The sequence below is a fragment of the Undibacterium sp. WLHG33 genome (assembly GCF_049544815.1).
Lineage (GTDB): Bacteria > Pseudomonadota > Gammaproteobacteria > Burkholderiales > Burkholderiaceae_D > Undibacterium.
The window spans coordinates 1256249-1270891 of the sequence record NZ_CP186697.1 but is presented as its reverse complement, the minus strand read 5'-3'; the positions used below and the strand labels follow the sequence as shown (position 1 = coordinate 1270891).

The following is a 14643-nucleotide window of genomic DNA, read 5'->3' as shown; positions in this document are numbered from 1 at the left end:
TGCTAATGCACCGCCGTAACTTGCTCCCGGCTATTTAATCACACTTTACCGAAAACAAGTTCACCATCTTTCGCATCAACCGAAATAATATCTTTCGGTCCGAATTTTCCTTGCAAAATTTGCTTCGACAAAACATTTTCGATTTCCTGTTGTATTGCACGTTTCAAAGGACGTGCGCCATACACAGGATCGAAGCCAGCTTCGGCAATTTTCAGCAAGGCAGCATCGCTGACTTGCAAGCCCATCTCCATTTGCGACAAACGCTGCTCCAGCGTTTTGAGCTGTATCTTCGCAATCGCACCGATGTTTTTAGCGTCCAGCGCATGGAATACCACGATCTCATCAATCCGGTTAATGAATTCAGGCCGGAAATGGGTTTTCACTTCGCCCATGACTGCCATTTTCACGACCTCAGGATCACTGCCTTCCATCGCCTGTATCTGATGCGAGCCCAGATTCGATGTCATTACGATCACGGTATTTTTAAAGTCCACAGTGCGACCTTGTCCGTCGGTCATACGACCATCGTCCAGCACCTGCAACAAGACATTAAATACATCGTGATGTGCTTTTTCCACCTCATCAAGCAAAATCACACTGTATGGTTTGCGGCGTACTGCTTCGGTCAGATAACCACCCTCCTCATAGCCGACATAACCCGGAGGCGCACCAATCAGCCGAGCCACGCTGTGTTTTTCCATGAATTCACTCATATCGATACGAATCAACGACTCTTCGGTATCGAACATGAAATTTGCCAGCGCTTTACACAGCTCAGTTTTACCGACACCGGTCGGGCCAAGGAACAGGAAAGAACCGTACGGACGGCCAGGATCACCCAGACCGGCACGCGAACGGCGGATCGCATCAGAAACAGCAACGATCGCTTCATGCTGACCGACTACGCGTTCATGCAGCGCATCTTCCATGTGCAGCAATTTTTCGCGCTCGCCCTGCATCATGCGGGAAACCGGGATACCGGTAGCACGTGAAACGATTTCGGCAATTTCTTCTGCGCCCACTTGCGTACGAAGCAATTTCAGCTTGCTGCCGTCAGCCTCGGGCTCTTTATCTGACTGTTTGTCAGCTTGTTTGAGCTGAGCCTCCAGCTCAGGCAAACGTCCGTACTGCAACTCTGACATGGTTTGCCAGTCACCCTTGCGTTTTGCCTCCTCCATCTGGACGCGGATTTTCTCTATCTCTTCCTTGATGTGCGTACTGCCCTGCACCATGGCTTTTTCGGCTTTCCAGACTTCTTCCAAATCAGCATATTCACGCGACAGTTTGTCGATTTCTTCCTCGATCAGCGCCAGACGTTTATGGGACGCTTCATCCTTTTCACGTTTCACCGCTTCACGTTCGATTTTCAACTGAATCAGACGACGATCGAGCTTATCCATCACCTCTGGTTTCGAATCGATCTCGATCTTGATTTTTGATGCAGCTTCATCAATCAGATCAATTGCCTTATCAGGCAAAAAGCGGTCGGTGATATAGCGATGCGACAATTCAGCCGCAGCGACAATTGCCGGATCGGTAATGTCAACGCCATGATGGACTTCGTATTTTTCCTGCAAGCCACGCAGAATCGCAATCGTTGCCTCGACGCTAGGCTCATCAACAATAATCTTCTGGAAACGACGCTCCAGCGCCGCATCTTTCTCGATGTATTTGCGGTATTCATCCAGCGTGGTCGCGCCTACGCAATGCAACTCGCCGCGAGCCAGTGCCGGTTTCAGCATATTGCCGGCATCCATCGCACCTTCGGCTTTACCCGCGCCGACCATGGTGTGCAACTCGTCGATGAAGACGATGGTTTGCCCTTCATCGAGCGCGATTTCTTTCAGCACTGCTTTCAGGCGCTCTTCAAATTCACCACGGAATTTCGCACCCGCCAGCAACGCTGCCATATCGAGTGATAACACGCGTTTGGATTTCAGGCTGTCCGGAACTTCGCCATTGACGATACGTTGCGCCAGACCTTCGACAATCGCGGTTTTACCGACGCCGGGCTCACCGATCAGCACAGGATTATTTTTACTGCGACGCTGCAAAATCTGAATCGCACGACGGATTTCATCATCACGCCCGATCACAGGGTCAAGCTTGCCCAGACGTGCCCGTTCGGTCAGATCGAGTGTGTATTTTTTCAATGCTTCGCGCTGTCCCTCGGCATCCTGCGAATTGACGTTACCGCCACCGCGTACCGCTGAAATAGCCGCCTCTAAGGATTTACGGGTCAGGCCATTTTCACGCGCCAGTTTGCCTGCTTCGGATTTATCATCGGACAATGCCAGCAATACCATTTCACTTGCCAGAAACTCGTCACCGCGTTTTTGCGATTCCTTGTCTGCCAGATTCAGTAAGCCGGTTAATTCACGGCCGATCTGCACCTGGCCATCGGTGCCGGAAACTTTCGGCAGACGATCCATGGCGCTTTTGAGTCCGTTCACAAGCGCATTGACATTCACACCTGCGCGTTGCAGCAGTGAACGGCTGCCGCCATCTTCCTGATTGATTAAGGCCAGCAGCACATGTACTGGTTCTATATATTGATTGTCATTGCCGACTGCCTGACTTTGCGCGTCAGCCAGTGCTTCCTGTAACTTGGTAGTGAGTTTATCGAGACGCATTTGCTGCTCCTGTATGATGAATTATCGCTACAATTTGGGACGGCTATGCTGATTTCAAGCATGATCAAAAGATACTGCCTGCCTTATTTTTCGGCAAATCAAATTTGAAAATATATACCTTGAATTACGCTTTGTTTGCGCCATATCACGCTTTTCCGGCGGTACTTTCTGACGATGCAAATTTTGGCAAGTCAGAAACAATCTGAGCTGTTCAGAAGAACAGCTCAGAGGTACTCGATGAGCGAATACAACAGATGTGGCCGGACTTAGGAAAACCGGCGCTGCGTTTTAAAATCTTCGGTGGCCTGCACCAGCGCAGAGGCAATCCCCGGCTCCATTGCTGCATGACCCGCGTCACCAATCACATGGTAAGCGGCTTCCGGCCACGCCTGATGCAGGCGATAGGCCGATACCGGTGGACAGATCACGTCATAACGCCCTTGTACGATCACGGCCGGCAGATGGCGGATTTTGGCTATGTTGCGGATTAAGGCATCGTCTTCCATGAAAGCGCCGTGCAGCATGTAATGCGCCTCCAGACGACCGATGCCGAGGCTGACCTCATCGGATTCGAAACTGGCTATTGCCTCGGCTTGTGGCTTCAGAAACAGGCAGGAACCTTCGTAACGACTCCAGTTACGTGCCGCTTCCATATAGATCGCCGGATCATCGCAAAACAAGCGTTTCACATACGCCTGCAGCAGATCGCCACGCTCTTCAATTGGAATCACTTCAGCAAAACGCTGATGAATTTCAGGATAAAAATATCCCATGCCGTTGACGAACCAATCAACCTCAGCCTTGGTGCACAGGAAAATGCCACGCAGGATAAAACCAAGGCAGCGTTCAGGATGCGCTTCGCCATACGCCAGTGCCAGTGTGGAACCCCAGGAGCCACCAAAGACCAGCCATTGCTGTATGCCGAGCATGACGCGGATTTTTTCTATGTCTTCAATCAACAGCGCTGTGGTGTTATTCCGATATTCGCCCAGCGGGGTGGATTTACCGGCGCCACGCTGATCGAACAACACGATGCGGTAATGCGCAGGATCAAAAAAACGACGGTGCGACGGTGAAGTGCCCGCACCGGGGCCGCCGTGCAGGAACAGCACTGGCTGCCCTTCAGGATTACCGCACTCTTCCCAGTACAGCGTATGTAATTCGTCCACCGCCAGCGTGCCGCTACGGTAGGGTTCAATTTCAGGAAAAACAGTGTGCATGGTGTCGCTTGTCATGATGTCAGTTCAGTCAGATGATGTCGTTTGCTGTGATTTACGGAAGGGCAAGTATGTGCAGGGACACCCGGCACGGCACAGCGCAATAGTTGCGACAAGCCCAAAACCAGAAAAAACAGCCTTTTCAGAGCAAAATATACCCCGGGGAGTATATTTTAAAGCCCTTTGTTTTCGCTGAGAATAAGGCAAAAACAGCACATACTCCCCTTTTTTTCTAATTCAGCCAGCGATAGCGCGGTAACTGGCAAAGCCGGCAAAGCAGCACAGAATCGAGCCCAGCAAATGCACGCTGATATGTGCCAGCGCCCAGCCAAACTCGCCCCGCTGCAGCAAGGTCATGGATTCGGCAGAAAACGTGGAAAACGTGGTCAGACCGCCGAGAAAGCCGGTCACCAGAAATAATCGCCACGCCGGTGATAAATCGGGATACGCCGTAAAAAAAGCCACTGCCAGCCCGATGATATAACCACCGCCCAGATTTGCTGCCAGCGTGCCCACCGGCAATTGCGTCAGTACACCATTGAGCCACAGACCCAATCCCCAGCGTGCCCACGCTCCGATTGCGGCACCGCTGCCAACTGCGAGCCAGCCCAGCCAGTTCATGCTGACGCTCCATCAGGTGAGGCGGAATCTGTCGCGGCATTGTTGACAGAAATGCCCCATTTGCCGAGCGCGTGATCATCGGCTTCACGCGCATCAACCCAGCGCGCGCCTTCCGGTGTCTGCTCTTTTTTCCAGAACGGTGCCTGCGTTTTCAGATAATCCATGATGAATTCGCAGGCAGCAAAGGCTTCGCCACGGTGTTTCGATGCAGTGACCACGAGCACGATCTGATCGGCAGGCATCAAAGCGCCGACGCGATGAATGACCAGCGTATCAAGCAGCGCCCAGCGCGCATTCGCCTGTGCAACGATGTCGGCTAGTGCTTTTTCCGTCATCACGGGATAATGTTCCAGCTCCATCGCTGACACATTCTGACCATCATTCAGATCACGCACAACGCCGACAAAACTGACGATGGCACCAATCGCGGTATTGTTTTTACGCAGGTTGGCGACTTCGGTATTCAGATCAAAATCTGCTGTCTGCACGCGCACAGTCATGATTTAACCTCCGGTCACAGGTGGGAAGAATGCCACTTCACCGCCTTCGCTGATGGGTGTTTCCGCATCGCACATCACGTGCGCAAACGCCATGCGCAACGCGCGGTCATCGGCCAGCACTTCCGCCCAGAGGCCACCGCGCGACTGCAGATAAGCGCGCACACCGCCAACAGTAGTGATTTCATCCGGCAAAGTGAGCGTTTCTTCAGCTAAGCCGAGTTTTTCACGAACGCTGGCAAAAAAACGTAATTGAATTTTCATGATGCAATTTTATCGGTAAGGCGGAAAAATCTAAAATGATGCGAATGGTAAAAAACGTACCTGGTCGCCAGCCTGAATGACCTGCCCCGGTGCCACGTCAATCAAACCATCGCCCCAGACGGTAGATGTCAGCACGCCTGAACTCTGATTCGGGAATAAATCCAGCCCGCCTTGCGGATTGATGCGGGCACGTAAAAACTCATTACGGCGATCGGGTTTAGGCCAGTTGAAATCGGCACGCATGACGTAAGATTGCGGCGCGACCTGCTCAACACCTTGCATACGTAATAGAAACGGGCGCACAAATAACAGGAAAGTCACATAACTCGACACCGGATTTCCCGGCAGACCGAGGAAAAACGCCTGCCCAACCTCACCGAAGGCGAGCGGCTTACCCGGCTTGACAGCGATCTGCCACATGTTCAGACGCCCTTCGGCTTCCACCGCCGGCTTGATGTGATCCTCTTCACCGACGGAAACACCACCGGAGGTAATAATTAAATCGTGTTCCTGCGCCGCTTTACGCAAGGTGTCGCGCGTCGCCGCCAGTGTATCCGGCACAATGCCGTAGTCGGTAATGTCGCAGCCCATATCCTGCAGCAGGCCAGTCAGCGTAAAGCGATTGGAGTTATAGATTGCACCCGGTTTCAACGCTTCACCCGGCATCGCCAGTTCATCACCGGTAAAAAAGACGGCAACACGTGGTTTGCGGATGACGGGTAATTGCGCCAGACCAACCGAGGCTGCCAGCCCAAGTTCCTGCGCCCGCAAGCGGGTTCCGGGCAGCAAGATGGTCGCACCAGCGGCGATATCTTCACCCTGACGGCGTATCCATTCGCCTGTTTGCGGTTGATGACGGATGACGACATAGTCCCCGTCAACCACGCATTGCTCTTGCATGACGACGGCATCGGCTCCGGCTGGGATCATCGCTCCGGTAAAAATACGGGCGGCCGTTCCGGCTTCTAAAGGTGCGCCTATATGCCCCGCCGGAATCCGCTGAGCGACCCGCAGGCGCGCTTCGCCGCTGACGCAATCAGCTGCCCGCACCGCGTAGCCGTCCATTTGCGTGTTGTCCATCGGTGGTACGTGCAGCAGTGAGGACTGTGCCTGTGCCAGCACGCGGCCATGTGCATCGATCGTCGGAATGAGATTGGTGTCAGTCAGCGGACGTACCGCTGACAATAAAAAATTGAGCGCCTGATCGACGCTCAACATAGATTTTTTTTCGGTCATATCACATGCTCAGGAATGATGAAGTACGTATTCCTGCATTGTATCCCGAAGGCAGCAATGACACACTGCTACCTTCGGGGGATACGACTTCCCGGCATTACTGCATAGGAACGAGCTGACCGTTTTGCATGATGACGCGTATCCGGTCGCCGACGCGATAACCGGCGTGGTTATCGATCAGCATCGTCCGGGTCTCGCCGTTAGGAAACTGTACCGTCAATTCGGTACGCATTTTCTGCCCCGCCGAACCACGCTCCATCTGATTGCCGACGATACCGCCAGCAATGGCGCCGCCTATCGTCGCCAGGTCATTGCCAGTGCCTTTGCCGACCTGATGGCCAAGCACACCACCAACCAGCGCGCCGACGACCGTTCCCGCACCCGATACATTGCCGTCAACAGTAACATTGCGCATACCTACGATCGTTGCCAGTTCACCATAATTCTGCTGATTCTGGTATTGATTCTGATACTGAGGATAGGTACTCGGCTGACGATCCGGATATTGCCGGGAATGCTGATGCGGATATTGATTCGGATATTGCTGAGGATAATTTTCTGTATAGCGCTGATTTGCACAGCCGGAAAGCGCCGTGATCACTAACGCCGTTAACAGTAATTGAGTTCGCATGTCTGACTCCCAAAAAGATCGCATCTGCAAATAACGCGAAGGCGACGCTGTGTGTTGACACGAATATGACACTGATTTGATACTGAAGCAAGACAGCCGTTTTTCTTGCGTCCGCCGGACTGAAATACAATCCGGTGATGAATAGAGAATTTACATTGTTATTATCGAATATCACTATAATCTGTCGCTGACATCCCTCTCTGCTCAGACTATTCATGTTGAATCCGACTGTCTTGCGCCATTACTGGCGACCATTTCTCGCTATTGTCTTGTTGCTGACCAGCGCCTGCTTACCAATCAGCTTGCGCGCTGAAAACGCAGCGTACCAATTCTCACCAGTGAATCAATACGACATCAATCTGACGGCTGCTTACTGGAACCCGATCATTAATTATGTGTCGGAAAAAAGCGGCGTCAAGCTGAGCTTGAAAATGAGCAGAACATCTGCTGATACAACCAGTTTCGTACTGGCCAAAGAAGTCGATTTTGCTTTCACTAATCATCTATTCTCGCCAGACAGGGAAAAGTTAGGATGGAAGGTGTTTGGCCGCAGAAATGTTCCTCCTGTCAGCGGACAAATCATCGTTCCGGAAGAATCGACCATCACCGATATTGCGCAACTTAAAGGTAAAGACATCGCCTTTCCCGGTCCGGAAGCGCTGGTGGCTTACAAAGTACCGATGGCACACCTGATCAACAAAGGCATCGAAGTCAATGTTATTTTCGGCGGCAATCAGAATGGTGCAATCGCGCAGATGCTGGCGGGCAAGGTGCAGGCGACGGGCGGTAATTCCCAGCTGATTTCAGCCTATTCTGCACGTGAAAAGAAAAAATTCCGTATTCTGTGGACGTCTGAGCCATATTATGACCTGGCATTAATGGCCTCAGACAAGGTCCGGCTCGCGGACTTGAAAGCGGTATCGACCGCGTTTTTCAATATGAAAAATGACCCGCAAGGCAAAGTGGTACTGCAACAGGCATCCGCAAAAATAGGTCTTACGGGAGACATTTATTTCATCCCGTCAGATGGCAGTGAATATGCAAGCTACCGGAAGTTCTATCAATCCGCTCCCGTGAACTTGCGTTGATTCGTTTTCAAAAAGATTATCACGTGCGATTTTTAAGATTTTTCCTGCCTGAATCTCTGGTACTCCGGGTATACATGCTGTATTCCGCCACCTGGCTGTTACTGATGTGCGCCGGCATTGGTTTGTACTACGAAACCCGCTTTACACAGGAAATTGAAGATGTGCAGGAATCTGCAGGTTCTATGCTGGAAGTCGCCGCAAGAACCATCACTGACAGCGCCGTTATCGGCGATTACGACAGTATCAAGCGTACGCTCGACAGCATGGTGCTCAGCCCTAATTTTGCAGCTGCAAAATTTATTCCGTTACAACAAGGACTGATTGAAAGTACACAGAGAAGCAATATCAATAAAGATGATATTCCTTCGTGGGTCATTCATCGGGTACAACATCGTCTGTATGATGATAATCGTATTATCAAGGTAGGCGGACAAGACTACGGTGTATTGCGACTGGTTTTCGATGATGCACAAATTGCCTATCGCATGTGGCAAATGATGCAGGCCGCATCAGCGTTGACCCTGGCAAGCTTCCTGTTTGGTCTGATCCTGATCTGGTTCCCTCTCAAACGCTGGCTGGGGAGCCTGCAGAAATCCAAAGTTTTGCAACTGGGAACGATGAGCGGTCACGACAGCGAATATGCCAGTCTGATCAAGAATGCACCACTGGAGATAAGGGAAACGCTGATCACCTTACAAAATACCGCCAGTCAGTTGCGAACTGAACTTGATGAGCGTGAAAATACCTTAAATTCTCTCAAACACATTCTGATTAACCTGTTACCTGACATCAAAGACAAGCCCGTCGAAGGCAAAAACATCGCAGCTATACTAGCCAGTATAGAAAAGTTAGTGGCTGAAGCAGAACACATACGACTAGATCTGATCTCTGCGAAAGAAGCCGCTGAAGGTGCGAACAAAGCAAAGAGCGCTTTCCTTGCGAATATGAGTCATGAGATACGGACACCGATGAATGGTGTGATTGGCATGCTGGAACTAACTATGGATACGGCGCTTACTGCGGAACAAAAAGAATTCCTGCATATGGCGCACAGTTCGGCTAAAAATTTACTGGTGATCATCAACGACATTCTTGATTTCAGCAAAATAGAGGCAGATAAAGTTGAACTGGAATCCATTGATATACCGTTGCGGGAACTATTAGATGAAATAGTTAAGTTACACGAAATAAGTGCGCATAAGAAAAACCTGAGCATGCAGTGTCATTTCGCCAGCAATTTACCTGATGTCATCATCGGTGATCCGGTTCGCATACGTCAGATCGTTCATAATCTGCTCGCTAATGCAGTCAAATTCACGGATCAGGGCGGAATTCGCTTTGATGTTGCAGTCACGGATGATAAAAAAAACACACCTCAGTTACTCATTTCTGTGACAGATTCAGGTATCGGCATCCCGAAATCAGAGCAGAGTTATATATTTGATGCTTTTTCTCAGCAGGACGTCTCCACAACCCGTCGCTTTGGTGGTACAGGACTGGGCCTCAGCATCAGTAATAAACTGGCACAACTTATGGGTGGTAGTATTTCCATCCAAAGCGAAGTTGGAAAAGGCAGTCGATTCACTTGCAGTTTGCCATTAAATATTTCAGGGAAGCATAAGCTGGTAAACGACCAGAAAGAAGCGGAACACCAAACTACCCTTCAGCGTCAGTTGAAAATATTAATTGCCGAAGATAATCCAGTGAATCAGACACTGATTACAAATTTAGTAGGACGACAAGGACACCACACTACACTGGTCAATAACGGAGCGGAGGCGATCAGTCAGTGGAAAGAAGATAAATTTGATCTGATTCTGATGGATATGCAGATGCCGGTCATGGGTGGCATGGAAGCAACAAAGGAAATACGTAGAATAGAAGAAGAAAAAAAGACTAAACGCAAAATACCGATATACGCACTAACGGCATCAGCGATGTCGGATGAAAAAGAAGAAGCCTTAAAATCCGGCCTCGATGGTTATCTGACCAAGCCAATCAATCGTACTATCCTCTCCGAAGTGTTGGCAAAAGTTGCTGGTGATGAGTAGCTAAAAAATAAATACTAATAGCCTCCACCACATTCCAGTTCGGAGACCATATCGGAGTCGGCTACGTATTCAACAACGGCTGGGAAGCCGGTCTCAAGATTCAGCATTTCTCCAATGGCGCTATTAAAAAGCCGAACCCTGAACGACTCTGCGCCAATGATAGTGCTGCAACCAGTGTGAAAGTAGGTTATCGTCAGGCTTGTATTCTGCGAACCCCCCGTTACCCAGCGTAACGGGGGGTTTTGCTTTTAGGCTTTGCTTTGAATGCGTTCATCTGATCGCCGATGTCCTTACGCATTGGCGGTGCTGTGATGGCCGTTGATCGGTTCGTACAGGCTCACTCTCAGCCGGTTTGTCTGATGCCGGACACTGATTCCTGAACGTAACAATAAAAACGGGGCTTTCGCCCCTTTTTTATTCTTCTTCTCAACTTCACTCTTTGCTTCTGCTCAGAAGTGATAGCCCACTTTGAGCGTCGCCACATTCACTCCAGGGTTCGGCTTTTTAATAGCGCCATTGGAGAAATGCTGAATCTTGAGACCGGCTTCCCAGCCGTTGTTGAATACGTAGCCGACTCCGATATGGTCTCCGAACTGGAATGCTGTCGAAAAGGCGCGGCCGTTATTGTTATAGACGTGGGAGAATAAATGCAGACCTATCCCTGCTTCGGCATAAAGCCCTTTTTTATTTTCATTCTGAAAGCGAAAGACTGGGGTGATGCCGACATCAGTAATATTTTGAGTCGCTCCCGATACTCCTTGATAGGCATTATTACGCCATTGAGTCAGTGTAGCATCCCAGTACCCACCTACTTGTGTACCATTCGATTTGAACCAGGCATTGTCCCAGTCCCATTGAGCTCCGCCACGCACAAACTGTGACTTATTGCCACTGGCAAATTCTGCGGAAACTGAATCTACGGCAAATGAACTGGCATGGGCTAGCAGAAGTCCAACTCCGGCCAAGAGGATTTTTTTATTAAAGGTTGTCATACGCTGCTTAAGAAGGTGGAGTAAAAGTTGAAGAATAACATGGCTGGAATTTTCATTCAGCTTCACCGGACGCGAAAAGGCGATAATATTTAATCCGTTCAGCTATCGGAAAATATAATGACAAAGAAAATACGAATAGGATTTTTAGGGATTGGTTTGATGGGACGCCCGATGGCAATTCGTTTGCTTGAGGCGGGCTATGAGCTTACAGTCTGGAACCGCACAATATCAAAAGCCGAGACCTTGCGACAATATGGAGCCCGTATTGCCGACAGACCTGAGGATGCAGTGAACGCCGGTGATTGGTTTGCCGACGTCCTCATTACCATGCTGGACTCAGGTCCTGTGGTTGCAGAGGTGATGAAACAAGTCACTCCTTACCTGAGAGCTGGCAGCGTTGTGATCGACATGAGTTCAACCCGTCAATCAGAAGCGAAAGCACTGGATGAGGCCTTGTTGCACAAGGGTGTCGCTTTTGCTGATGCTCCGGTTTCCGGCGGTGTGATAGGTGCGCAAGCCGGAACTCTGGCCATCATGGTTGGCGCGAGACCTGACACGTACGCTCAGATCGAGCAAATTCTGCAAGTGTTTGGCCGCCCCACACACGTTGGCGCCGCGGGCTGCGGGCAACTGGCGAAATTGTGTAATCAGCTGATTGTCGGCGGTACGATCAATATTGTTGCCGAGGCGCTGTTGCTGGCTCAGGCGGGTGGCGCGGATCCTGTTGCGGTACGTCAGGCTTTACGTGGCGGCTTTGCTGAAAGCCGGATTCTCGAAGTGCACGGGCAGCGTATGCTAGACCGCAGTTTTATACCGGGAGGACAGGTAAAAACACAGACCAAGGATATGGAAAACATCCAGAGTGCGGCATCGGATGCAGGTCTGAGTTTGCCATTGACTAACCTTGTTACTGATATTTATCGCCACCTTTCCACCCGTTATCCGACGGCGGATCATTCGGCAGCGCTGCTGGAATTGGAAAGAGTTAATGGTGGAATTCGCCTTGGCGTTGCACCGGATCAGTTACCTTAAGTTGTTTATCGCAAGGTCTGTTGCGAACAACGCGAAACTTGGGTGCGGGAAGCGTGGGAAATGTGCAGATACTCACAAGAGTGAATTGTTCGTGAGTTATCTTTTCAGGAGTCAGAATGAGTAACAAAATCGTACGTGCGGTTTGTCCGCATGATTGCCCGGATACCTGTGCATTACTGGTACATGTGGAGGATGGTAAAGCTGTCGCGGTCAAAGGAGATGCCGATCATCCGACGACTGCAGGTGTGCTGTGCACCAAGGTTTCCCGTTATACAGAGCGTACCTATCATGCAGACCGTCTGTTATATCCACAAAAGAGGGTAGGACAAAAAGGGGAGGGCAAGTTTGAACGTATCAGTTGGGAGGAGGCGCTGACTACAATCAGTGAGAAACTACAAGCGGTCGCAAGCAAGGATCCCCTCGCGATTTTGCCTTACAGCTACGCCGGAACCATGGGTTTGCTGCAGGGCGATGGCATGGCGCAGCGTTTCTTTCATAAAATCGGTGCATCATTTCTGGACCGCACCATTTGCGCCACTGCGGGAGGTGTCGGCTATAAATACACATTGGGTTCCCGTATTGGTACCGACACGGAGCAGACGCAAAATGCCAGGCTGATACTGATCTGGGGTGGTAATCCGATTGCATCGAATCTGCATTTCTGGATGCGGGTTCAGGAAGCCAAACGCAATGGCGCCAAATTAATTGCGATTGATCCCTATCGTTCGCTGACAGCAGAAAAATGCCATCAGCATATCGCTCTACTGCCTGGAACTGATGCCGCACTGGCTCTGGGTTTAATGCATGTTCTGATTGCAGAAGATCTGCTTGACCACGACTACATCGCGCAACACACTCTGGGTTTCGAGCAGCTCCGGCAGCGTGTCGCCGAATGGACCCCGCAGCGTGTCGCCGCCACTTGTGGTATTACAGCAGAGGAAGTAATTCAGCTTGCACGCGATTACGGACATTGTGCGCAACGCGGTGAGGCGAGCCTGATACGTATGAATTACGGCGTGCAGCGCGTACACGGTGGCGGTATGGCTGTGCGGAATATTGCCAGCTTACCCGCCTTAGTTGGTGCGTGGCGACATGCGGCTGGTGGCGTTCAATTATCTTTATCCGATGCATTTCCCAAAAACGTATCTTATTTGCAGCGGCCGGATCTGTTTCCGCGAGGACAGCCACGACGTACCATCAATATGAGTACCATCGGTGATGATTTGTTAAAGCAGAGCAGCGTAGAGTTCGGCGCGAAAATTGATGCGGTCATTGTTTATAACTCGAACCCGGTCGCGGTCGCACCGCAGTCTTCAAAAGTGGCACAGGGATTCGCCCGCGAAGATTTGTTTACTGTTGTGATCGAGCATTTCCAAACGGATACCGCGGATTACGCCGATATCTTGTTGCCTGCAACGACGCAGCTGGAACACACCGATATCCACACGACTTACGGTCATCTCTACATGATGGCAAATAATCCCGCAATCGCTCCTTTGGGCGAAGCAAAACCAAACAGCGAAATTTTCAGATTGCTGGCGAAGAAAATGGGCTTCGATGATGCGTGTTTTGACGAGTCTGACGATGAGATGGCGAGTCATGCATTTGATAAAAATGATGAGCGCGCGATCCATTTTGACTGGGCATCGCTGAAGAAAGCCGGTTGGCAGAAAGTCAATGTCAAGCCAGCGCCCTTTGCCGAAGGCGGCTTTGCCACACCATCCGGCAAGTGTGAGTTTTACAGCGAAAGCATGCGTATAGACGGATTGGATCCTTTGCCGACTTATATTCCGCCTTACGAATCCGTCGCGGCGAATCCGCGATTGGGCGCACGTTTTCCGCTGGCCATGATTTCACCGCCAGCGCGGAATTTCCTGAATTCGACGTTTGTGAATGTACAAAGCCTGCGCGATACAGAAGGCGTGCCTCATCTGGATATGCATCCTGACGATGCTGCTTTCCGCCAGATTCATGACGGAGATCAGGTCAGAATTTTTAATGACCGCGGCAGTTTTGTGGCGACAGCGCGTGTCACGGACAAAGCGCGACGGGGGCTGGTTGTGGGTTTGTCTATCTGGTGGAAGAAACTCGCCAGCGATCATAAAAATGCGAATGAAGTCACCAGTCAGCAACTGACCGATATGGGCGGCGGCCCGACTTTTTACGATGTTCTGGTGCAGGTAGAGAAAGCCTGAATATAGGCAAGCAGCCGGGTTTTGCCTGCGCCGCTTTGTTCTTGATCAGTAAAATTACCGGATTTGAGTGTAAGTTATTGTGCGTTGCAGCAAGTTACTAGAGGATGGTTTCAGATTAACGCAAAATGCTTGCCTTACTTTCACTTAGCCGATAGCATCGGCTCTCGGAGTATTGTGACTATTAAA

The 14643-nt window shown here is 50.6% G+C and carries 12 protein-coding genes and 1 pseudogene; 5 read left to right on the top strand and 8 right to left on the bottom strand.

All coding sequences use genetic code 11. The features are described from left to right. Window positions 1-38: 38 nt before the first annotated feature. From clpB to ACOTSW_RS05725, 7 genes are all read right to left on the bottom strand, one after another. Window positions 39-2633, bottom strand: coding sequence for an ATP-dependent chaperone ClpB (gene clpB / locus ACOTSW_RS05755; RefSeq protein WP_423681546.1), 2595 nt, complete (start codon window positions 2631-2633; stop codon window positions 39-41). A 266-nt stretch (window positions 2634-2899) separates the two neighbouring features. Beyond that, window positions 2900-3868, bottom strand: coding sequence for a prolyl aminopeptidase (gene pip / locus ACOTSW_RS05750; protein WP_423681544.1), 969 nt, complete (start codon window positions 3866-3868; stop codon window positions 2900-2902). Between the two features lie 219 nt (window positions 3869-4087). Next, window positions 4088-4462 carry a fluoride efflux transporter CrcB gene (crcB, locus tag ACOTSW_RS05745; protein WP_423682263.1) on the bottom strand — a complete coding sequence of 125 codons (375 nt, stop codon included), beginning with the start codon at window positions 4460-4462 and terminating at the stop codon, window positions 4088-4090. Window positions 4463-4467: 5 nt separating this feature from the next. Beyond that, window positions 4468-4971: a molybdopterin synthase catalytic subunit MoaE gene (gene moaE / locus ACOTSW_RS05740; RefSeq protein ID WP_423681543.1), complete on the bottom strand. Its 504-nt coding sequence runs from the start codon at window positions 4969-4971 to the stop codon at window positions 4468-4470. Between the two features lie 3 nt (window positions 4972-4974). After that, on the bottom strand, window positions 4975-5232 hold the full coding sequence (gene moaD, locus ACOTSW_RS05735) for a molybdopterin converting factor subunit 1 (RefSeq protein ID WP_423681542.1): 258 nt from the start codon (window positions 5230-5232) through the stop codon (window positions 4975-4977). Between the two features lie 30 nt (window positions 5233-5262). Beyond that, window positions 5263-6468: a gephyrin-like molybdotransferase Glp gene (gene glp / locus ACOTSW_RS05730; RefSeq protein ID WP_423681541.1), complete on the bottom strand. Its 1206-nt coding sequence runs from the start codon at window positions 6466-6468 to the stop codon at window positions 5263-5265. Between the two features lie 97 nt (window positions 6469-6565). Beyond that, window positions 6566-7099, bottom strand: coding sequence for a glycine zipper 2TM domain-containing protein (locus ACOTSW_RS05725; protein WP_423681540.1), 534 nt, complete (start codon window positions 7097-7099; stop codon window positions 6566-6568). A gap of 215 nt (window positions 7100-7314) precedes the next feature. On the opposite strand from ACOTSW_RS05725, the gene ACOTSW_RS05720 reads away from it, so the two are divergent. The 3 genes and pseudogenes from ACOTSW_RS05720 to ACOTSW_RS05710 form a co-directional block, all read left to right on the top strand. Further along, window positions 7315-8187, top strand: a complete 873-nt coding sequence (locus ACOTSW_RS05720; protein ID WP_423681539.1) for a phosphate/phosphite/phosphonate ABC transporter substrate-binding protein — start codon at window positions 7315-7317, stop codon at window positions 8185-8187. 23 nt (window positions 8188-8210) lie between these two features. Continuing rightward, window positions 8211-10238, top strand: a complete 2028-nt coding sequence (locus ACOTSW_RS05715) for an ATP-binding protein (RefSeq protein WP_423681538.1) — start codon at window positions 8211-8213, stop codon at window positions 10236-10238. A 23-nt stretch (window positions 10239-10261) separates the two neighbouring features. Next, window positions 10262-10471 (top strand): annotated as a pseudogene (locus tag ACOTSW_RS05710) (acyloxyacyl hydrolase); the annotation flags it as partial. Between the two features lie 216 nt (window positions 10472-10687). Here the strand turns inward: ACOTSW_RS05710 and ACOTSW_RS05705 are convergent. Next, a complete protein-coding gene (locus ACOTSW_RS05705; RefSeq protein WP_423681537.1) occupies window positions 10688-11230 on the bottom strand; it encodes an acyloxyacyl hydrolase in 543 nt (180 codons plus the stop codon). A gap of 117 nt (window positions 11231-11347) precedes the next feature. Here ACOTSW_RS05705 and ACOTSW_RS05700 point away from each other — a divergent pair, with 117 nt between their 5' ends. Together ACOTSW_RS05700 and ACOTSW_RS05695 are read left to right on the top strand one after the other, a co-directional pair. Next, the gene (locus ACOTSW_RS05700; protein WP_423681536.1) at window positions 11348-12262 is read left to right on the top strand and encodes an NAD(P)-dependent oxidoreductase; all 915 of its coding nucleotides are present in this window, start codon (window positions 11348-11350) and stop codon (window positions 12260-12262) included. A gap of 116 nt (window positions 12263-12378) precedes the next feature. Beyond that, a complete protein-coding gene (locus ACOTSW_RS05695) occupies window positions 12379-14457 on the top strand; it encodes a molybdopterin-containing oxidoreductase family protein (RefSeq protein WP_423681535.1) in 2079 nt (692 codons plus the stop codon). Window positions 14458-14643: the final 186 nt, after the last annotated feature.

Bases quoted from the DNA above. Each gene is read 5' to 3' on its own strand.
- clpB (WP_423681546.1), bottom strand. From the start codon at position 2,633: ATGCGTCTCGATAAACTCACTACCAAGTTACAGGAAGCACTGGCTGAC.
- pip (WP_423681544.1), bottom strand. From the start codon at position 3,868: ATGACAAGCGACACCATGCACACTGTTTTTCCTGAAATTGAACCCTAC.
- moaE (WP_423681543.1), bottom strand. From the start codon at position 4,971: ATGACTGTGCGCGTGCAGACAGCAGATTTTGATCTGAATACCGAAGTC.
- moaD (WP_423681542.1), bottom strand. From the start codon at position 5,232: ATGAAAATTCAATTACGTTTTTTTGCCAGCGTTCGTGAAAAACTCGGC.
- glp (WP_423681541.1), bottom strand. From the start codon at position 6,468: ATGACCGAAAAAAAATCTATGTTGAGCGTCGATCAGGCGCTCAATTTT.
- ACOTSW_RS05725 (WP_423681540.1), bottom strand. From the start codon at position 7,099: ATGCGAACTCAATTACTGTTAACGGCGTTAGTGATCACGGCGCTTTCC.
- ACOTSW_RS05720 (WP_423681539.1), top strand. From the start codon at position 7,315: ATGTTGAATCCGACTGTCTTGCGCCATTACTGGCGACCATTTCTCGCT.
- ACOTSW_RS05705 (WP_423681537.1), bottom strand. From the start codon at position 11,230: ATGACAACCTTTAATAAAAAAATCCTCTTGGCCGGAGTTGGACTTCTG.
- ACOTSW_RS05700 (WP_423681536.1), top strand. From the start codon at position 11,348: ATGACAAAGAAAATACGAATAGGATTTTTAGGGATTGGTTTGATGGGA.
- ACOTSW_RS05695 (WP_423681535.1), top strand. From the start codon at position 12,379: ATGAGTAACAAAATCGTACGTGCGGTTTGTCCGCATGATTGCCCGGAT.